Consider the following 19,015-nt stretch of genomic DNA (forward strand, 5'->3'; position numbering starts at 1 on the left):
GAAAAGTCATAGATATCCATCTTATATTATGATTATATCATGCTGAAAAGCTCTTGTCAAATTTTTTTGAAGGGGAGATATAGAATGAGTCCTTTGGTTCTCGGCATTCACGAAATTGAAAAAACACAGCCTTTGCTCGTTGGAGGAAAAGGGTTACATTTAGGGGAATTATCAAAAATTCAAGGAATACAAGTACCGGAAGGATTTTGTGTCACAACCGCAGGATATCAAAAAGCCATTGAACAAAACGAAACGTTACAAGCGCTGTTGGATCAACTGACCATGCTGAAAGCGGAGAATCGGGATCAAATTGGTGAAGTCAGCAAAAAAATCCGGCAAAACATTATGGAAGCAGAAATTCCTTCAGATGTAGTCAAAGCAGTTGCTTGCCATCTCTCCCGGTTCGGCGAAGAACATGCCTATGCCGTACGTTCCAGTGCGACAGCTGAGGATTTACCGCATGCCTCTTTTGCCGGTCAACAAGACACCTATTTAAATATTACCGGCGTCGATGCGATCTTGCAGCATATCAGTAAATGTTGGGCGTCCCTATTTACGGATCGCGCGGTCATTTACCGTATGCAAAATGGGTTTGATCACAGCCAAGTTTATTTATCCGTTATCATCCAAAGGATGGTGTTCCCTCAGGCTTCGGGAATTTTATTTACCGCTGATCCGATGACCGGAAATCGAAAGCTGCTGTCCATCGATGCCGGTTTTGGACTTGGTGAAGCACTGGTCTCCGGCTTAGTCTCTGCCGATTGTTATAAAGTACAGGACGGGCAAATCGTCGATAAGAGAATAGAACCCAAAAAATTGGCTATCTATGGACGAAAAGAAGGCGGAACGGAAACACAGGAGATCGCTCTTGATCAGCAAAAGATTCAAACACTGACTGATGAACAAATTTTACAGCTGGCACGTATCGGGAGACAGATCGAAGCTCATTTCGGCCAGCCGCAAGATATCGAATGGTGTTTGGACCGCGATACTTTTTATATTGTCCAAAGTCGTCCGATCACAACGTTATACCCCGTTCCTGAAGCGAACGATCAAGAAAATCACGTCTATATCTCTGTTGGTCATCAGCAAATGATGACGGATCCCATAAAACCCCTTGGGTTGTCTTTTTTTCTGTTGACGACTGCTGCACCCATGCGTAAAGCCGGCGGAAGGCTATTCGTTGATGTCACACATCAACTGGCATCTCCTACTGTCAGAGAAGTTTTCTTAAAAGGCATGGGGCAGCACGATCCGCTCTTAAAAGACGCACTTATGACCATAATAGAGCGAGATGATTTCATTAAGCCGATACCTGATAAAACGGCACCGAGTCCCGGCAAAGGCAATGCAGATATGCCGGAACAAGCTGAAAACGATCCGGCCATTGTTTCTGGTTTGATTAAGAGCAGTCAAGCATCGATAGAAGAATTAAAACAAAATATCCAGACGAAATCAGGATCTGATTTATTTCGTTTTATTTTGGAAGATATCCAGGAATTAAAGAAGATTCTATTTAACCCAAAAAGTTCGGTGTTGATTCGAACTGCAATGGATGCCTCATCATGGATTAACGAAAAAATGAACGAGTGGTTAGGTGAAAAAAACGCAGCAGATACGCTTTCTCAATCTGTATCCCATAATATTACTTCAGAAATGGGGCTTGCGCTATTGGACGTCGCCGATGTGATCCGCCCTTATCCAGAAGTAATTGCCTATTTAGAGAATGTAAAAGATGATCACTTTTTGGATGGGCTGGTGACGTTTGAAGGCGGGCAGGAAACCCGTGACGCGATCTATGCTTATCTCAACAAGTACGGAATGCGATGTGCCGGAGAAATTGATATGACAAGAACTCGATGGAGCGAAAAACCAACTGCACTTGTCCCTATGATTCTTAATAATCTCAAAAACTTTGAGCCAAATGCCAGCCAGCGGAAATTTGAGCAAGGGCGGCAGGAGGCGTTGAAGAAAGAACAAGAGTTATTAGACCGATTGAAGCAATTACCGGATGGTGAACAAAAAGCCAAAGAAACCAAACGAATGATCCGCATCATCCGGAACTTCAGCGGGTTTAGGGAATATCCAAAATACGGCATGATCAGCCGCTACTTCGTTTATAAGCAGGCTTTACTGAAAGAAGCCGAACAACTCGCAGAAGCGGGCGTTATTCATGAAAAAGAGGACATATACTATCTCACTTTTGAAGAACTTCAGGAAGTCGTACGCACACATAAATTGGATTACCAAATCATCAGCACACGAAAAGGCGAGTACCAAGTATATGAAAAACTATCTCCGCCGCGTGTTATCACATCTGACGGTGAAATCGTTACAGGCAAGTACAAACGAGAAAATCTCCCGGCCGGAGCGATTGCAGGGCTGCCCGTTTCCTCGGGAGTCATAGAGGGGCGGGCACGGGTTATTTTAAACATGGAAGATGCCGATTTGGAAGATGGGGATATATTAGTTACCCCTTATACTGATCCCAGCTGGACACCATTGTTTGTATCCATAAAAGGCCTGGTCACTGAAGTTGGCGGACTGATGACCCATGGAGCGGTTATCGCGCGTGAATACGGCTTACCTGCAGTTGTCGGAGTTGAAAATGCAACCCAATTGATAAAAGATGGGCAGCGAATACGCGTTCATGGAACAGAAGGCTCTATTGAAATATTATAATAGCGGGGGTGTGCAGCACGTCACCAGATATTTCCCGCATTTTAACTAAAAAAGACCGGAACCTCTTAAAGGAGGAATCCGGTTTTTTTTATGTGAAAATGACTTGATGTGTGAACACCGTATTTTGTGGGCGGACCCTTTTTACGGACCCTTTTTAAATGAGTGTAGAAGGCCGCTAAGATACCAAACAAAAAAGATTCAGTGACTAAATCTAACGAATGACAATTTTATAAGGGTGAGTAATATCCTTTTTAAGTTCACAACATCTGTAATCCTGATGAATTAAAAACGCCTTAGTTTTTTAACAACTATTTAGGGGTTTTGTTCATGAACAAGTTTTTATTCCGAATTGGATTGTTCGCCTCATTCTTCATAGCGGCAATATTGGCGCAGGCAGGGGAGGAAACGCTCCCGCTTACCAGAGTAAAAATAAAAAATGGTTATCTTAGATTGATTTTTTAAAAGTAAAAACGCCATAAAACTTCTTATGGCGTCTGTCCGAACTAAGGGATGCAATGTTTGGGAGACGAATATAAATCGTCAATGTGCTAAAAAAGGAATGCAGCACCTACAATGATTAACAAAATGAACAGCACAACGATCAATACGAAAGAACTTCCACCGTAATTTCCACCGTAGTTCCCCATATTATTGCCACCTCCTGTTGTTAGGATAGTACATAATATGCCGGACGATAAATTTCGACATAGATTTAAGTCTAAATAAGAAAAAATGGATGTTATGTCTAAAATGAAGAGCTTCTAAGAATATAAAATAATGGAAAGTTAACTGAAAGAGAGAAATGGATTGGACGGTTTGCTATTTAAAGAGGAGGGATATGGCTAAACATGCAATGAAACTGTGTATGAAAGTGGTGAGCCATGAAGCTACTTCATCATGCAGAGCCACATACGAAGAGGTACAGGGAAATTACAGTTAACGAAAATATTCATCATTTCCCGGGCAAGCGCAGTATACGACAAATCAAAACAAATCACAAAGGGACGGAAGGTACGATACAAGGAGGCTGCTTGCGGGTTTGTGGTGCAGATAAAGTTTCCGTTTCAAAAAGGTCATATGTTTATTCCAAACTTTACGTTTATTCCTGCAGAATGCTTGTAAAAGAAAGTCGGCAAAACTGCCGACTTTCCTAACGAAATTTAGATCTCAACAGATCTAAAGAAACCATCGACACTATCACCGGTGCCGCTATCATATTTCAGGATGTATTCTCCTTTTTGGTTAACGCTGAATTCCTGAATGAACGTTTTCCCCGCATTTAATGTCGTAGAGGATAAGAGTGTATTCCCATTAGGATAATTAATGGTGAATTTGAAAGATTTGCTGCCGTCATTCGCAACAAAAACTCTGATTTTTCCTGGAGAGCTGCCTTGATAGTTGAATGAAACCTTACCGGTACCGCCAGAAAAAGGCTGACAGACAATATACGGAGCGTCACATGACCAACCAGCAGGTTTCATGATTTTATCTTGATTTGGCAAAGGTTTTGCAGAAACATCTGCAGTCCCCATTAGTGGAATTAACCCAAAAGCAAGAGCGCCGGCAATAAATTTCTTTTTCATTCGTATATCTCCTCTTAATAGTGAATGGGATACAGCTATAAATTTACAATATTAATTTTAAGAGGACAAATAAATGTCACAAATTTACAATCCATACACTGCAGTAAACTGGTCAAAGCATGAAGATGATTCCACTTAAAATGAAAAAGCGGCCTATTGGGTGGGGTATATTTGTAGACAACGATGACCGGGGCGGCTGCGGATCAATTGAAACGAAGTATATTCCCAGGCAAGGAGTATTTCTTTAACCTGAAACTTTTATAAAGCATTAACGTATTACTTTATAAAGGTAAATAAGGAGGCTTCTGAATGGGATTAAAAAATTTCTTTAATACTGAGTTAAAATGCTCTATCTGCGGAAAAACATTAAAATCAGGGGATGAGATAACAGCTTATCTTACACTTCCGAGTGAGAAGAAGATGCCTGTGGGGAGAATGGACAAAGTGTTAAGCAAACACTCTGATAAGGTCTGCTGTAAAAAGTGCAGTGAGTAGGTTTTTAGTGTTATGAGGAACCTCTGGCGGGTTTCCTCATAACAAATATCAACCAATTAAATTAGAAAAAAGCGAAATTGTGATGATTAAAGTAGATAAAGAACTGAGGGATACCAAAGGGATCATTTTTCGTTTACTTTGTTTTTTTGAAGGTTTGTTTAGCTCGTGGATCACTGCACCCCATAAAAGCATGGATGCTAAAATGATAAGACTCATATGTAACAACACTCCCTTGTTTTTATGAATTTTACCATATTTATCACAAGGATGTCGATAGAACGAACATCTCTATAAAAAGAAGATTTTTATCTTAAATTGGGCCTCAAATTACTCAGTGAAGATGAAGCTGTATACATAAGCAAAGGTTCAACAGGCGTTTTATTGAATATCAAATGAAGCGATAGAAGGGTTTATCGGGGTCGCAAAGTATAAAGTATATGGTAATTCGCGTATTAATGCGGTTAGGTGGAAAAATTAAGCTTTCTGCGTGGTTTCTTGAAGTGACAGGAGGTGAGCGGCATAAATGTGTCAGAGCCAAAAGAGCACTTCCAACCCTAATAAGGAAAGGAATTGAGAATTGAAATTAGAACGTTTGTTATCAATCATATTCAAGCTCTTACATAATGAAATTTTATCTGCTTCCAGTTTAGCTGATGAATTTCAAGTATCAACGCGGACAATTTATAGAGACATCGAAGCGATTTGTGCAGCTGGAATACCAGTCGTTTCATACCAAGGGGCTAACGGCGGTTTTGGGATAATGAGAGGATACAAATTTGATAAAAGTTTAATCGGTTCTCATGATGTATTGAATTTAATTACAGTATTAAGCAGTTTGTCGAGTGTTTTTGAAGATAAGGAAGTTGAACACACGATAGATAGATTAAAATCTCTGGATACAAGCGAAAGCAGCAGGACTTTGTATGTTAACTTGGAAAACCTTAGAACAGAACCGAATTCATTAATCCGGCTGCGAAAAGCTATACAGGAAAAAAAGGCAGTACGCTTTGATTATGTCAGTAATAAAAATGAATTTACCTCACGTGAAGTAGAACCTATCCACCTTCATTATAAGTTTCGTAATTGGTATGTATATGGCTTCTGCAGAGAACGTCAAGACGATAGAGAATTTAGAGTATCACGTATGATGAATATAACGCTTACTCAAGAAGAGTTTTTGCGCAGTCACAAAGTGAAAGATGAACCATCTTATTCAGAATCCAATGCGGAAGGGTTTGAGGATGTTGTCATTTGGGTTGATCCCAATTCTCTGGCAAAAGCTTTAGATCAATTTCAGAACGCGTCTAAAGTCATGAACAGTGATGGAAGTATGACGTTTACCATTTCTGTTTATCAGCCTCTTCATGCCGGATGGCTTATATCAATTCTCTTAAGTTTTGGCAGCGGAGCTAAAATGATAAAACCGGTGCAGCTGCAATCAAAATTAATCGCTGAAGCCAAAAAAATAATGAAAGTTTATCAAGATGTATGACGATCTGCTGTCATATATCTTTTTTTATAATCATAAGCATCAACTTTAAAGGAGAAGATGTTAAATGAACCATGCGAAAAATATGTATCAGTACCATGTTTGGGCGAATAAAGCGTTATTAGAAAGAATAAAGGAATTACCAAGTAACGTTCTTTATAAAGAGGTTCGCAGTTCATATCCTACAATTGCTCAAACGTTCAGTCACATCTTCGCGGTGGATGCTATGTGGCTGCAAGTACTTAAAGGAATAGACATGCAGGAAGCAGTGGAAGGTTCTGCGGCTTATGCAGAAAGGGCTCATTTATATTCTGCAGATGAATTTGCGGCGTCTTATGAAGAACTGGCTTCACAGTTTGAAGAATGGATGAATAGCCAAACAGATTTAGAACAAAAAATGAACTTAAATAATCCTTGGTTAGGTTACAGAGAAACTGCTTACTCAGAAATTTTATTCCATGTTGCCAATCACGGAACTTATCATCGGGGCAGCATAACAACTATGTTAAGACAGCAGGGCTACGCTTCGGCAATGAATGACCTTGTATTATATTGGTATCAGGATTAGTTCAGAGAATACTTGCAAAATGAATAACCGCTGAATGGTCTGTAAAGTTTCTTTTCTGAACTAAATGACATCTGGGTGGGGCGCTGAGCAAGAATAGAGATCAAAGGCTGCCGTATCATTCCCGGCAGCCTTAATGATTAGGAAGTAAAATCGATAACCATACGGCCGGTCACTTTGCCTTGCTCCATTTCTTCAAAAATATCATTCACATCTTCAATCGGGCGTTTTGTCACTTTAGGTACAACTTTACCGTCTGCAGCAAATTGAAAAGCTTCCTTCAGGTCTTCTCTGGTACCTACTAATGAACCTACTACCTGAATTCCATCTAACACGAGACGGGGAATATCTAAATCCATTTTGTCCACCGGTAAACCGACGGCGACTACGCGAGCTCCTGCTTTTACAACATCAATCGCTTGATTGAAAGGGGTTTTAGAGACAGCCGTGATGACCACTGCATCAAGCCCTAAATCGTTAGTCACTTCTTTTGCTTTAGCGACGGGGTCTTCGTTTAAACTGTTTACAACCGCATCAGCGCCTAAGCTCTTAGCAAAATTCAATTTTTCATCGCTAATGTCGAAAGCGATCACTTTAGCGTTAAAGACGTTTTTTGCATATTGAACAGCCAAGTTGCCTAAACCGCCGACTCCAAATACACCGATCCATTGACCTGGCTTAATTTCACTGACTTTAACGGCTTTATAAGTTGTTACACCTGCACAAGTAATGCTGCTTGCTGCTGCAGGATCTAAATTTTCCGGCACCTTTATTGCATAATCAACCGCTACGATTGCTTCTTCAGCCATTGCGCCGTCAACTGTATAGCCGGCATTTTTTACATCCCGGCACAAGGTTTCACGGCCAGTTAGGCAATATTCGCAGCGGCCGCAGCTTTCAAACATCCAGGCAATAGAGACGCGGTCTCCCTTTTTTAAATTTGTTACGCCTTCAGCAATCTCAGTTACAATGCCTATTCCCTCATGACCTAAAGTGACGCCAGTAACATCCCCGAAATCAGCATTTTTAACATGTAAGTCAGTATGACATACACCGCAGTATTCCATCTTAACTTTGGCTTCACCATGTCGCAAAGGACGTAATTCTTTTTGTACGATCGCTATACTTTTGTCTTTTGTTGCTACTACTGCTTTCACATCATACACCCCTTTTTATTATTCACAGAAAATTGTTACTTATCTTACAATTTAGCACATCGCTCTTGTTTTGAAAACCCTTACATTACTTTGCGGACAGGTGCTTGTGCAAAAATTGAGGGTGCTATTCAGGAAAGATCCTTTGGATGATTTGTCATCCGAATGGTGTTTAAATGGGGGATTGTCGTCTCCAAATGCACAGAATGCTTTGAATTTGTGGACATAATCTTTCTGTCGATATTTGACTTGCACTGCAGAGAATTACACTGGCAGGATATGATTTTATCCTTAGTGAAAAGAATTTCACGGATAATCATTTGAACTTGAGCGCGGCTGATAAGGTGAATGGTGATGCAAACAGGGATCATTTCTTAAAGATCACAAAAAGAGCCGGATGCAGATTGGTGAGCGATACACAGTCAAGGTATTTCCTTGACCTTTTTAATGATATAAAATTTGCAGATAGAATTGCTGATCTGCAAAAAAAGATCAAAAAACATAGATCTTTTAAAGTGATGGATATATACTGATTTTAAACAATAGGAAAAAAATGAGAAATGTATTTTTATATAAAGCAGGTGAAATATATGGGAGCGGCGACTTGGAGCAAAAGGCAAAGCTATACCTACACATTGGTTTTTTCAAGTTTGTCGTATGGTTTGATCTTCGGGCTATATATGTTTGTATACTCGGGTTTTGTGCCATTTGCATTGGTTACTGTGGTTATCATTGCTTTTTATGCATTTATTACTTACTTTTTGTTTGCTGTTCCTGTGCAACTATGGCTAAGAAAGAAGCCTAAAAAGTTTAGTTTGATTCATCTTTTCATTTATACAGCAGTCGCTTTTTTAGCCGTGTTCTTGTTCTGGCACATAGGCAATCCGTCAATTGATTTCACAGTTTTCAGAAGTTTCATTTATTACATAATGAGCTTTGTTGCTGCGTTCATATATTGGTTCTGGGACTCTATATTTCTGAGAAATTACAATGTTCACTGCAAGTAAAGCTGATGTTTCCAAAAGAAAGCGGGTGAGGAAAAAATGGAATACATTGAGTTGACTAGGGACAATATTGATGACAATCATATTTGCTGTGCATTAGGTGCGAAACAATATGAGGATGCGGTAAATGAAAAGAAGAGCTGGCTCAAAGATCGAATGATTGATGGCTTGGTGTTCTATCGCCTAAACGAACGGGCAAAAGTTTTTATTGAATATTTACCTGCAGAAGAAGCATGGGTTCCGGTAAGCGCACCTCATTTTATGTTTATTAATTGTCTTTGGGTCTCAGGTAAATATAAGAATAACGGGCATGCGAAACACTTGTTAGAAAAATGTGTGTCAGATGCAAAATCCCGCGGTATGGATGGGATAGTTCATATAGTGGGGAAGAAAAAACTCCCTTATTTAAGTGATAAGCATTTCTTTGAACATATGGGATTTGCTGTGCAAGATGAAGCGGAACCCTATTTTCAGTTGGTGTCACTGACGTGGAATGAACATGCATATCCTCCTGTATTTAAAAAACAGGTGAAAAGTAATTTCGTTAATGATGAGGGAATCACAATATTTTATACAGCTCAATGCCCGTTTGCAGTCGGATTGTTAAAGGATTTAAAGGAACTGACTGAAAAGAAAGGACTTCATTTTCAGGCCCGGCGAATAACGTCAAAAGATATGGCACAAAAATCCCCGGCAGTTTGGACGACTTTCAGCGTGTTTTATAATGGGACATTTCTCACTCATGAGATGATGAGCGTGAATAAGTTTGAAAAAATACTCAATAAGCTTTTAATGGCTTAACTTTGTTTTAATTACTATTGCTCGTTTCTATATTCGATACTGAGGGTTTTTCACGAAAATTGTTCAGTACTTTACATCGCGGGCGGCAAATGAATGATTACTGTTTTTGACAAAGATGATAACGTCTATCATTATATTAAAAATAGATTGAGATAAGTTCTTCAACAAACGAAGAAGATCTTTTCAATGATCGATAACAATGAAACAGGAGACTGCAAATGCAAAAAATTGAAACCCATCGCTTAATTTTAAGAAATTTCACCGAGAGAGATTCGCAAGGTCTGTGGAATATTCGGCACATCCGAGAGTGAATTGCTTTCTTGATGACAGAATGTCTACGTTAGAAGAAGCTGCCGTAAACGTTCAAAAAAGAAGCCGGGATGACTCTTATATTGCAGTTTGTTTAAAAGCCAGTAATGATCTAGTCGGAGAACTATTTTATTTAAAAGAAGAGCCAGATACCTATTCTGTTTGTTGGAATTTCAATGCCCGTTTTGAAGGGAAGGGATACGCAAGTGAAAGTGCGAACGCTTTCTTTGAGTATCTCTTTATGCAAAAAGAAGCAAGAAGGCTTTATGCATATGTTGAAGACGATAACTGCAGGTCACAAAAACTATGTGAAAGATTAGGAATGCGTAAAGAAGGTTATTTTCTTGAATTTATTTCATTTACTGCACACGAGGATGGAACACCTAAATATGAAAACACTTACCAATACGCATTGCTAAAGAAAGAATGGTTAAAACAAAAACATAGTTAATAGAATTTGTGGGGAGATAACCTCTCCTTTACCGAAAAAACCTTGCTAGAAGCAGGTTTTTTTGTATTTAAGTTAAATACTTCATTAGGTTACCTAGTAACGATCAAAAAGATTCAGCTTGAAGGTTGGGAAAAACATGAAAATCATTATAGCAATGTTGTAAAATTAGAGAGAGGATGATTGTGATGGACATTTTGCAGTTTAACGACAGAAGGAGCGGGAAGTAATCGAATCAGCAATGTTCAATTCTTTTTGATGAATTTAAAGAAGCGCTCGAGAATGGAAAAGTGGTTGATAATCAAAATGTTAAAAGCTGTTCAGAGTCAAGACCTATTTTACGGTGAGACTGAAAATATGCTCTTAATCTTCTGATGTTGTTCAAAGCTGACTCCTCTTGATGCTTATGTAAGAAAATAACACCATTGAAATATATGTAATATCAATGAATAGGGTTGGAAACGGAGGGGTTCAAAGTTGGGGCGATCTTGTGTAAAAGAAAGGATCAGGATGAATGTGACCAGCATCCACCCTGATCAATGGGGTTCACAGTGTTCTATTTCATTGTATTCCAATCGGAATAATATAACAAGGGTGAAAAAGAAATAAGCGGAATGTTTTCGGCTTCTTCTGCTTCTGGAGCGGGAAAAGGAAAGTGAGATGTTTGAATGAAAATAAATGATTATCTGAAGGAAAGGTTTCCGACTTTAAAATTAGTGCCCGGCATTTATCATCAATGGGACGTGGGAATTCATTTTTCTCTCGGCGGCAATATGTATCAATTTAATGAAAGCGGTGCTTTGAATCTTGAGTATTTTCAGCTTGTTCATCATCAAACCGCCGCACTTTTCAATGAGCTGTTTGAACATAGCGATGACATGTTCCTTGTTGCCAACGTGTATAAGCACAAATCTCAAGGTCATCACCCGAGAAAATTAAAGGTTTATCAGCCGTTTCTGAAGTGTAAGGATGATTTATATCGGATTCAAGTGAAGACCTGTCCATGCCCGTTCGAAGAAGAATATGAAATGCAGCAGTTTTCTTTATTATGTAAACGGAAAGATCTGCGTATCCCCCAATTACTTAAGGCAGCCGTCCACGAAGATTTTCCGCTGAAGCCAAGGTTCGGGGGCCGTTCCGTTGGGTATCCTGATGTTTTTTTTGTGAATATGACAAAGGATATTATTTTCTTTCTGTATGATGACAGAGGGGGTGAAGTCATTGCTCTTGATGCCGGAAGAATACGAAAGCTTTATGATCAATATCACGATTGGATTGAATTGGACTGAATATGCACACATGAATTCAATTCCGCTTGTGCCGGCTTTGTTCTTGCCTAGTCGGGCTGCATGAGTGTAATGGGCAGAATTGAAGGGCGCCGGAAACTTTTTTTCCTCTCATACCGACCTTCTGCATGTTAAGCTTCTGTATTTATTTTGAACGAATTCCTATTTGTAAAACGGCTGAATAGAATAACATAAAAGCTTTTTTATACAGTGCAGGAGGAGAGAAATGTGAGGGCTGAACACCGTGATTGTATGGAAATTGGAATTTATTCATTTGCAGAATTATATCCCGACCCTCTGACAGGGAAAACAGTCAGCGCAAAGCAGCGGATAGATGAATTGATGAAGCTGGCGAAACTGGCTGACGACGCAGGGCTTGATGTATTCGGTGTAGGCGAGCATCATCGTCTTGATTATGCGGTATCTTCGCCGCCGGCCATCTTATCAGCGATTTCACAGATCACTGAAAATATTAAGCTGACCAGTGCCACGACTGTATTATCCACCGCAGATCCCGTCCGTTTATTTGAGGATTTTGCAACGCTTGATCTGATTTCAGACGGCCGGGCGGAAATCATTGCGGGACGGGGCGCATTTTTAGACTCGTTTCCTCTTTTCGGTTATGACGTAGGCCATTATAAAGAACTGTTTGAAGAACACATTGACCTCTTTTTAAAATTAAATTCCGGGGAAGAATCGGTTACCTGGAAAGGACGTTACCGGCCGCCGCTGCGCGAGGCAGAAATTTCTCCTCGGCCTTTTCGCGGAAGCATTCCGCTATGGTTAGGTGTTTCGGGGACTCCGGAAAGCGCAGAACGGGCCGGGCGTGCAGGCGCGGGGTTGGCATTAGCTGTACTGAGCGGTGATCCGGTGTCATCTAAGCCGCTTGTTGACAAATACCGGGAAGCGGCTTCTAAAGCCGGTCATCCTCCGGAAAATGTGAAGGTTGCGGTAACCGGACATATGTTCATTTCAAAAACGAATGAACAGGCAATACAAGAATTTTACCGGTATCATTCAAATTACTGGTCTCACGTTCATTCATATCACGGGATCGATGAGCCTTTAACGAAGGAAGATTTTGAGCGGGCGTCCGGAAAAGAAACAGCTTTATTTGTGGGAAGCTCACAGCAGATCATTGAAAAAATCATGCATCAATACGAGTTATTCGGACATCAGCGATTTCTCGCGCAAATCGATATAGGAGGTATGCCGTTTAAAAAAGCCGCGGAAAACATCGAACGATTAGCAGCGGAAGTAGCACCGGTTATCCGAAAAGAAACCGGCAAATCCAGCGAATGAAGTTCTGAGCAAAAGGGGCGGGCCGGTCAATCGCGGATTCGACAACAGAATCGGCCCGGCTTTTTCTTTATGATTATAAAAAACAAAGGGGAAAGCGCCAACCTCATTGCTTTTTCCTATCAAGAAAAGGAAGGTCATTTCATCCTCCATCGTGAAGTGTATATACCGAAAGGTTTTTATTATCAAAAGAGGGAGGATGATGCAGTAATGAAGGGTTTAGTCAAAGCTGCAGTTTTAACTGTTACTCTTGGTATTGGAGGCGCTTTCTATTCAAGTGATGCATCTGCGCACGGGTATATAAAAGAGCCCGTCAGCAGAGCGTACATGGGAGCATTAGAGAAACAAACATTGGGCTGGACGGCCGCTGCGCAGAAATATGGCTCCGTCATTGATAATCCTCAGTCTGTAGAAGGGCCGAAAGGATTTCCGGCTGCAGGTCCGCCGGATGGAAGAATTGCGTCTGCAAATGGAGGATCGGGACAAATTGACTTCGGTTTAGACAAGCAGACTGCAGATTATTGGGTAAAACAAAACATTCGCGGCGGTTTTAACACCTTTACTTGGTACTACACGGCCCCTCATGCGACATCAAAGTGGCACTATTATATCACCAAGAAAAACTGGAATCCGAATAAACCTTTGTCAAGAGATGAATTCGAATTAATCGGAACGGTAAACCACGACGGCTCCAAGGCAGATACGAATCTGACTCATAAGATTTTTGTGCCGACTGATCGAAGCGGGTATCATGTCATTTTAGGGGTATGGGACGTTGCGGATACTTCCAATGCCTTCTATAACGTCATCGATGTAAACCTTACACAATAATCTATGAATTACTGATCGGCTGCATGTTGATACATCGGCCGATCTTTTTAGTTTTAATGTGTGAATGAAAAGGGGAAAAACAGCAGAGCGCCATAAACATTTCATTTATGGCGCCGTACGATCATGGAGGTGGTGCTGACATGGATGCGGAGGTAAGAGGATTCTTAATAACCGCCGAGGAAAGAAGCCCCGACGATGATTAATAAAATGAATAGCACCACGATTAACGCAAAGGAGCTACCATAACCACCTGAGAATCCCATATAATCTCACCTCCTAAAGAGGATTAATACATATTATGCTGAAATGTAAAGTTTGATAGGGATGCTAGTTTACTTTTTAAAAAAAGGGTTTTAGTCTGCATATATTTTCTTTTCACATTTCTTTTAAAGGGGGGACCGTAAATGCTTCCTGTAATAGAAACGGACAGACTTATTCTTAGAGAAGTTGAAAAGACAGATGCAAAGCAAATATTTGCTTGTTTTTCAAATGCAAATGTAACACGCTATTATGGTTTGGAACCTTTTGATTCAATGGAACAGGCTGAAAAAATGATTGGCTGGTTTAAAGACCAATATCATGATAAAAAGGGAATGCGATGGGGAATCGAGAGAAAAGATGATAAGGGAATAATTGGAACTATTGGTTTTAACTCTTGGGTGCCCAAGCATAAGCGGGCGGAGATCGGTTATGAGATTCATCCGAATTATTGGAGGAATGGCTATGCTTTTGAAGCGTTGGAGAATGTTCTTTCTTTTGGGTTTGAAAAGCTTGGGCTGTATCGTATAGGCGCTGTTGTTTTCATTGAGAATGCAGGGTCTCATCAATTACTGATAAAGGCGGGGTTTCAATCTGAAGGAATTTTGAGAAGATATATGTATCAAAACGGGCTGCCCCATGATACACGTGTATATTCTATACTGAATGAGATCGTTAACGAATAAATTGAAAATTCGTCGTTTTGTCAAGTGTTCTGCGGTAAATAAAAAAAGCCGATGAAGGCTTAACATTGATTAGAAGCCATAAAGCATTTTTTTGCTGCGCTTTCTGCAGACGGAGTTTGATTGTAAGAAACGATTCCGAGAATCACTAACAAGATGATGAACACCAATATGCTCCACAACATTATTTTTAAAGACTTTGACATGGCATACCCTCACTTTGAAAGACTTTACCGGGGCTGCGTTCGGAGCCCGCACTTCAAGTATAGTCGTTATAACGGTGAAAAATGTGCAGTCCAGTTAAAAAAAACTTGCGGGCGCTGCCGCAAGTTTTCTCCGTATTAAGGTCTGTGGAATTCAATATGCTGATTATCACGATCGAACCACCCTCTGAATGCCCAATTGATCCAGCCCCCGTCTCCTTTGTTATCGAAGGACCCGTCTTCGAAGACCCAGATTCCGTAAGTAATACCGTCATAAACGGCTGATCCGTAAAACTGAACGCCGTTAAAGCGGTCTTCATATTCTTGATTTAAATTGAACACCATGACGTTGTACTTCTGTCCTGATGCGTAAAATGTTGTTTCCATGACATTTTTTACCCAGCCGGTTCGGTTTTGATCTGACTTAACCGCTTCAGCAATGCGATCTGAGATTCCGAGAACATCTACGTTTACGTTCAGCCCGGCATCAACACCTGCTGCTTTTACGTTTTGGTCTGCTGTTTGGGATAATTTACTTTCTAGCGGATTTGCAACGGGTGAAACGTGAGGCGCGTTTGCGTGTTCAGACTGACTGGCTGCTGAGGCACTGGCTGTGAAAGGAATTGTTAGAGATAAAGCTAAGCATGATCCGACTACCGTTCTGGCGATTTTCATGGCTATGACCTCCTGAGGAAATTTTTAAAAAATGTTGCAAATTCATGGTATCGCAGAAAAATTGACCAAGCAAAGAGTAGATTTTCTCAAAAGTCATGTCATTCTATTTGTGTTGTTTTCTGTAAATGAAATACTTTTAATTAGGCGAAAAGGGAAGAAAATAATAGAGTCTTTTTATGTATTGTGATAGGATGACCGGATTTTGGGTGAAAATAGCCCGGAGAAACGCCATAATAAGAAAAACACCCGGAGTTTACCGGGTGTAAAAAGTGTTGATATGTCAAGTTAGCAGCATTTTTTACATTTTTTGCATTTTCTTTTATAAACAACGATGTAATCATAATCAAGATGCTTTTTATCTTGTTTCTTCTTTTTTTGTTTAGGCTGCTTTGGGTGGTGATCATAATGTCCGTTCATATCCATGTCCATATCCATATCCATATCCATATCCATATCCATTTCCATACCCATATCCATACTCATATTCCTCCTTTTTCATCTGACGGTAGTATTCTATGACAGAAAGCATGGATGGCTTGGACAAATGAAACGGTATGTTGAAAAAGAGGCATCTCATTCGGTATAAAAAACAGGATCATATCCGCCAGATAGAAAAGAGAGAAGATGATCCTGATATTGAGACCCTATTTGATAACCGCAATTGCAATGCCGTACCCTTTTTCAGAACTGTATAAGGCTGTCAGTTTCAATACCTTCCAGCCTTCCGCGGCTTTAGTCCCGATTCCGTTATGGGCTGTGATATAATCTCCCGGGCTGACCGTACTGTCGACCCGTACGTAATGCCGGCCGTTGAGTCCGACAATGTGCCATTCGTCTCTGGCCGCGCGTGCTTCATAGTCAGCTTCAAGAGCCGGACTGCAGTCCGGATTTTGTTTCGGCACGCGTACCGTTTCTCCTGTTTCTTCGTCAGTCACATTTTCGTATATGAAACCGCCGAACTCGTTTGTCAAAAAGCGGCTTTGCCATCCGAAGCTTGCGGCTCCTGAGATAAAAGCGGCTGTTTCTGAAATGACGCCGAGCATGTAATCTCCGACGTGAGCCGATTCAATTTTTTCGCCTTTCACTGTGACAATCGTCCCGACGGGAATTGTCTGGCCGGTTACACTTTCAAAATATTCTCCGTACCCAGACAGGGAAGAGGTGACAGCTCCGGCGAACGTACCGTGGCCGCCCGCTGAATCCAGTTTCCATTTGATGGACTGATGCCCTCCGGCAACCGTGTATGGTTCTTCCAATGTAATGCTTTCTGATGACAGAATCGTTCTGGAGACTTTGCTGCCCGTAATATGGACATTGTTTGAAGCGGCGATAAAGGCCCTTGAACCTTCAGAACTTGAACCTCCGGAAGAGCTGATGATCGCATTTCTGTCACCTCTGGCCGTAATATCGCCTGTTCCCGCAATAACAGCGCTTGTCGGGTTGAATGCAAAACCGGAGCTGGTCGCGAGCTGTGCGCCTCCCTTTAAATTGACGGGGATCTGCTCATAAGTCTGTCCTTTTATAGATGCGGCCGCGCTGTAACCTTCCGCTTGCACCCCGAGAATGACGGCCTGACTGTTAGGGGACGTAATTCCGACGGAACCGCCGTCTCCGATCATCGTACCGTTCATAATATTTACGTTATATTGGCCTCCGCCGATGGAGATGCCTTTAGGAGAAGACTTGTATATATCAAAATTTAAAATTTTAACATAATCGGTTTTATTTGATCCGCCGGATATATTGATGTCAACACCTGCTTGTGTAAAGCCGCGTATTTTAATGCCGTTGATCGTAATATTTTGACTGCGGTATTGAAGAGCCACGACTGGATTCCCGCCATAGTCGTATGAGGGATCACCGATAGCTGTGAATCCGTTTACATTAACGTTTTTATAGGCAGAGATGACCAGCGCCCTCGGGGTCACACCGTCATAGAGAGCATTAAACACCGGTTCAATCGCGGTGCAATCGGTTAAAGTAACATCATAAGCCGTCGTGCTTTCGGGGTCTGATGCCTGATGATGGCCGATATGACGAATATCAAATGAACGTACATCACGATACGAAACATGACCGATAATATGAACATTTTGAGAAGCCGGCCACAGGCTGTGCGCCTTTACCTCAATCCCGCGGATATTTCCGCTCGTATAGTTATTTAAAAGCCACACATGTTTAGAGCCGTCGTCAATTTCAATGCCGTTCGAGTTTGCGCTGCCCTCAGCATGCTCTGTGCCGCGGGGGTTTCCGGAATGGCAGTTCGAGATGAAAATATACTCGCTGTAATGGGTGGTAATGCCGTCGTCTCCGGCGCCGTATGCCACACAGTTATCAATCCATATATATCGGCATCCGTCTTTCGTCCATTCTGTTTCAGGCAAATGATCGTAAGTCGGAGATGTAATATCAATACCATGGAGACCCGCGTTAACCGTTTCAACATTCTTAATCCAGCCGTATTGCACATTAGCAAACGTTAAACAGCTGGAAAACTGTCCTCCGGGGTTCCTGACCCCGCATTGACGATCAGGATTCCAGTCTAAAGTCATGTTCTGGACAAAAATATTACGGTTTCCATTTTCGTAATCATCGTTAGTAATGACCCATTCGTATGCGGGAGTGTCCTCATGAAGCTTTAGCACGGTAATCCCTTGTCCCTCACCGGAAATAGTGGTCCATGAGGGGAGTTTTATCCCTTGAACCAAAAATTCTCCTGCGGGAACATTTACTTTGACCCGGCCGTTCCCGATCGCTCTCCGAAAGGCTTCCGTATTGTCCCGGCCGTCAGGGATCGCTCCGTAGTCCTCCACATTCACTTCCCGGGTGATTTTATTCTTAAGCATTTCGTATTCTGTATCAAGCCGTTCTTTTAAAAGTGAGGTGACCATTCCTTCCGCCGTCACCCGGGCATCTGCGATCTCAAGATTATCATCCGTTGCGGAATGCTTAATAAAATTCTGCATCCTTGCTTTGAGATGCTCCAATTCAGAGGGCTGTGCAGGGCGAGACTGCAATGGGGCGTTTAAAGACGGATCAGGAAAGTTTTTAAATTGAACCATTCTAAAGACACCTCTTTCTTTTGATATAAGCGCCTGAGGCAGGGGACAGAAAAGAGTCGCACGCCCTTTAAGCGCTTATTCTTCAAATTCTTTATTCAGAACGAAATTCCTTTTGAAACCAAGGTGAAATTTTAAAAAAGCTCTGTTGAAACAACGGATATAAAGCTTTGCATTATTGTAATTGAAGC

The 19,015-nt window shown here is 41.2% G+C and carries 17 protein-coding genes and 1 pseudogene; 11 read left to right on the forward strand and 7 right to left on the reverse strand.

Annotation, left to right across the window (positions count from 1 at the left end; genetic code table 11):
* Positions 1–84: 84 nt before the first annotated feature.
* Positions 85–2,682 (forward strand): phosphoenolpyruvate synthase, encoded by a 2,598-nt coding sequence (gene ppsA / locus HWY38_RS09950; protein ID WP_224181742.1) that lies wholly within the window; start codon positions 85–87, stop codon positions 2,680–2,682.
* A gap of 548 nt (positions 2,683–3,230) precedes the next feature.
* On the opposite strand, the gene HWY38_RS09955 is transcribed toward ppsA, so the two are convergent.
* Positions 3,231–3,329, reverse strand: coding sequence for a YjcZ family sporulation protein (locus HWY38_RS09955; RefSeq protein ID WP_003154037.1), 99 nt, complete (start codon positions 3,327–3,329; stop codon positions 3,231–3,233).
* Between the two features lie 513 nt (positions 3,330–3,842).
* Complete coding sequence (locus tag HWY38_RS09960) at positions 3,843–4,265, reverse strand: hypothetical protein (RefSeq protein ID WP_224181743.1); 423 nt, start codon at positions 4,263–4,265, stop codon at positions 3,843–3,845.
* A gap of 309 nt (positions 4,266–4,574) precedes the next feature.
* On the opposite strand from HWY38_RS09960, the gene HWY38_RS09965 reads away from it, so the two are divergent.
* From HWY38_RS09965 to HWY38_RS09975, 3 genes are all read left to right on the forward strand, one after another.
* Positions 4,575–4,760: a hypothetical protein gene (locus HWY38_RS09965; RefSeq protein ID WP_003154035.1), complete on the forward strand. Its 186-nt coding sequence runs from the start codon at positions 4,575–4,577 to the stop codon at positions 4,758–4,760.
* 577 nt (positions 4,761–5,337) lie between these two features.
* Positions 5,338–6,252, forward strand: a complete 915-nt coding sequence (locus tag HWY38_RS09970; RefSeq protein WP_224181744.1) for a helix-turn-helix transcriptional regulator — start codon at positions 5,338–5,340, stop codon at positions 6,250–6,252.
* A 64-nt stretch (positions 6,253–6,316) separates the two neighbouring features.
* A complete protein-coding gene (locus tag HWY38_RS09975) occupies positions 6,317–6,817 on the forward strand; it encodes a DinB family protein (protein ID WP_224181745.1) in 501 nt (166 codons plus the stop codon).
* A gap of 137 nt (positions 6,818–6,954) precedes the next feature.
* Here HWY38_RS09975 and adhP read toward each other — a convergent pair whose 3' ends face one another.
* The gene (gene adhP, locus HWY38_RS09980; RefSeq protein ID WP_224181746.1) at positions 6,955–7,971 is read right to left on the reverse strand and encodes an alcohol dehydrogenase AdhP; all 1,017 of its coding nucleotides are present in this window, start codon (positions 7,969–7,971) and stop codon (positions 6,955–6,957) included.
* A gap of 587 nt (positions 7,972–8,558) precedes the next feature.
* Between adhP and HWY38_RS09985 the strand changes: the two genes are divergently transcribed.
* From HWY38_RS09985 to HWY38_RS10010, 6 genes and pseudogenes are all read left to right on the forward strand, one after another.
* On the forward strand, positions 8,559–8,975 hold the full coding sequence (locus HWY38_RS09985) for a UPF0715 family protein (protein WP_224181747.1): 417 nt from the start codon (positions 8,559–8,561) through the stop codon (positions 8,973–8,975).
* A 36-nt stretch (positions 8,976–9,011) separates the two neighbouring features.
* Positions 9,012–9,773, forward strand: a complete 762-nt coding sequence (locus HWY38_RS09990; RefSeq protein ID WP_224181748.1) for an N-acetyltransferase — start codon at positions 9,012–9,014, stop codon at positions 9,771–9,773.
* A gap of 218 nt (positions 9,774–9,991) precedes the next feature.
* Positions 9,992–10,533, forward strand: a pseudogene (locus HWY38_RS09995) (GNAT family N-acetyltransferase).
* Positions 10,534–11,198: 665 nt separating this feature from the next.
* Positions 11,199–11,819 (forward strand): DUF3885 domain-containing protein, encoded by a 621-nt coding sequence (locus tag HWY38_RS10000; RefSeq protein ID WP_224181749.1) that lies wholly within the window; start codon positions 11,199–11,201, stop codon positions 11,817–11,819.
* Between the two features lie 225 nt (positions 11,820–12,044).
* Complete coding sequence (locus HWY38_RS10005; protein ID WP_224181750.1) at positions 12,045–13,118, forward strand: LLM class flavin-dependent oxidoreductase; 1,074 nt, start codon at positions 12,045–12,047, stop codon at positions 13,116–13,118.
* A gap of 207 nt (positions 13,119–13,325) precedes the next feature.
* A complete protein-coding gene (locus HWY38_RS10010; protein ID WP_003154023.1) occupies positions 13,326–13,946 on the forward strand; it encodes a lytic polysaccharide monooxygenase in 621 nt (206 codons plus the stop codon).
* A gap of 164 nt (positions 13,947–14,110) precedes the next feature.
* Here HWY38_RS10010 and HWY38_RS10015 read toward each other — a convergent pair whose 3' ends face one another.
* A complete protein-coding gene (locus HWY38_RS10015; RefSeq protein WP_003154022.1) occupies positions 14,111–14,209 on the reverse strand; it encodes a YjcZ family sporulation protein in 99 nt (32 codons plus the stop codon).
* A gap of 141 nt (positions 14,210–14,350) precedes the next feature.
* Between HWY38_RS10015 and HWY38_RS10020 the strand changes: the two genes are divergently transcribed.
* Positions 14,351–14,890: a GNAT family N-acetyltransferase gene (locus HWY38_RS10020; RefSeq protein ID WP_224181751.1), complete on the forward strand. Its 540-nt coding sequence runs from the start codon at positions 14,351–14,353 to the stop codon at positions 14,888–14,890.
* A 338-nt stretch (positions 14,891–15,228) separates the two neighbouring features.
* Here HWY38_RS10020 and HWY38_RS10025 read toward each other — a convergent pair whose 3' ends face one another.
* From HWY38_RS10025 to HWY38_RS10035, 3 genes are all read right to left on the reverse strand, one after another.
* Positions 15,229–15,765: a hypothetical protein gene (locus HWY38_RS10025; RefSeq protein WP_007611706.1), complete on the reverse strand. Its 537-nt coding sequence runs from the start codon at positions 15,763–15,765 to the stop codon at positions 15,229–15,231.
* A 285-nt stretch (positions 15,766–16,050) separates the two neighbouring features.
* Positions 16,051–16,242 carry a hypothetical protein gene (locus HWY38_RS10030; RefSeq protein ID WP_411908471.1) on the reverse strand — a complete coding sequence of 64 codons (192 nt, stop codon included), beginning with the start codon at positions 16,240–16,242 and terminating at the stop codon, positions 16,051–16,053.
* Positions 16,243–16,409: 167 nt separating this feature from the next.
* Positions 16,410–18,827: a peptidase G2 autoproteolytic cleavage domain-containing protein gene (locus HWY38_RS10035; protein ID WP_224181752.1), complete on the reverse strand. Its 2,418-nt coding sequence runs from the start codon at positions 18,825–18,827 to the stop codon at positions 16,410–16,412.
* Positions 18,828–19,015 lie beyond the last annotated feature (188 nt).

It is taken from the genome of Bacillus sp. KS1 (assembly GCF_020075515.1).
Classification (GTDB): domain Bacteria; phylum Bacillota; class Bacilli; order Bacillales; family Bacillaceae; genus Bacillus; species Bacillus velezensis.

What these genes read in the sequence shown, in the direction of transcription:
- ppsA (WP_224181742.1), top strand. Translation starts at nt 85, where the DNA reads ATGAGTCCTTTGGTTCTCGGCATTCACGAAATTGAAAAAACACAGCCT.
- HWY38_RS09955 (WP_003154037.1), bottom strand. Translation starts at nt 3,329, where the DNA reads ATGGGGAACTACGGTGGAAATTACGGTGGAAGTTCTTTCGTATTGATC.
- HWY38_RS09960 (WP_224181743.1), bottom strand. Translation starts at nt 4,265, where the DNA reads ATGAAAAAGAAATTTATTGCCGGCGCTCTTGCTTTTGGGTTAATTCCA.
- HWY38_RS09965 (WP_003154035.1), top strand. Translation starts at nt 4,575, where the DNA reads ATGGGATTAAAAAATTTCTTTAATACTGAGTTAAAATGCTCTATCTGC.
- HWY38_RS09975 (WP_224181745.1), top strand. Translation starts at nt 6,317, where the DNA reads ATGAACCATGCGAAAAATATGTATCAGTACCATGTTTGGGCGAATAAA.
- HWY38_RS09985 (WP_224181747.1), top strand. Translation starts at nt 8,559, where the DNA reads ATGGGAGCGGCGACTTGGAGCAAAAGGCAAAGCTATACCTACACATTG.
- HWY38_RS09990 (WP_224181748.1), top strand. Translation starts at nt 9,012, where the DNA reads ATGGAATACATTGAGTTGACTAGGGACAATATTGATGACAATCATATT.
- HWY38_RS10000 (WP_224181749.1), top strand. Translation starts at nt 11,199, where the DNA reads ATGAAAATAAATGATTATCTGAAGGAAAGGTTTCCGACTTTAAAATTA.
- HWY38_RS10010 (WP_003154023.1), top strand. Translation starts at nt 13,326, where the DNA reads ATGAAGGGTTTAGTCAAAGCTGCAGTTTTAACTGTTACTCTTGGTATT.
- HWY38_RS10015 (WP_003154022.1), bottom strand. Translation starts at nt 14,209, where the DNA reads ATGGGATTCTCAGGTGGTTATGGTAGCTCCTTTGCGTTAATCGTGGTG.
- HWY38_RS10020 (WP_224181751.1), top strand. Translation starts at nt 14,351, where the DNA reads ATGCTTCCTGTAATAGAAACGGACAGACTTATTCTTAGAGAAGTTGAA.
- HWY38_RS10025 (WP_007611706.1), bottom strand. Translation starts at nt 15,765, where the DNA reads ATGAAAATCGCCAGAACGGTAGTCGGATCATGCTTAGCTTTATCTCTA.
- HWY38_RS10030 (WP_411908471.1), bottom strand. Translation starts at nt 16,242, where the DNA reads ATGGATATGGGTATGGAAATGGATATGGATATGGATATGGATATGGAT.
- HWY38_RS10035 (WP_224181752.1), bottom strand. Translation starts at nt 18,827, where the DNA reads ATGGTTCAATTTAAAAACTTTCCTGATCCGTCTTTAAACGCCCCATTG.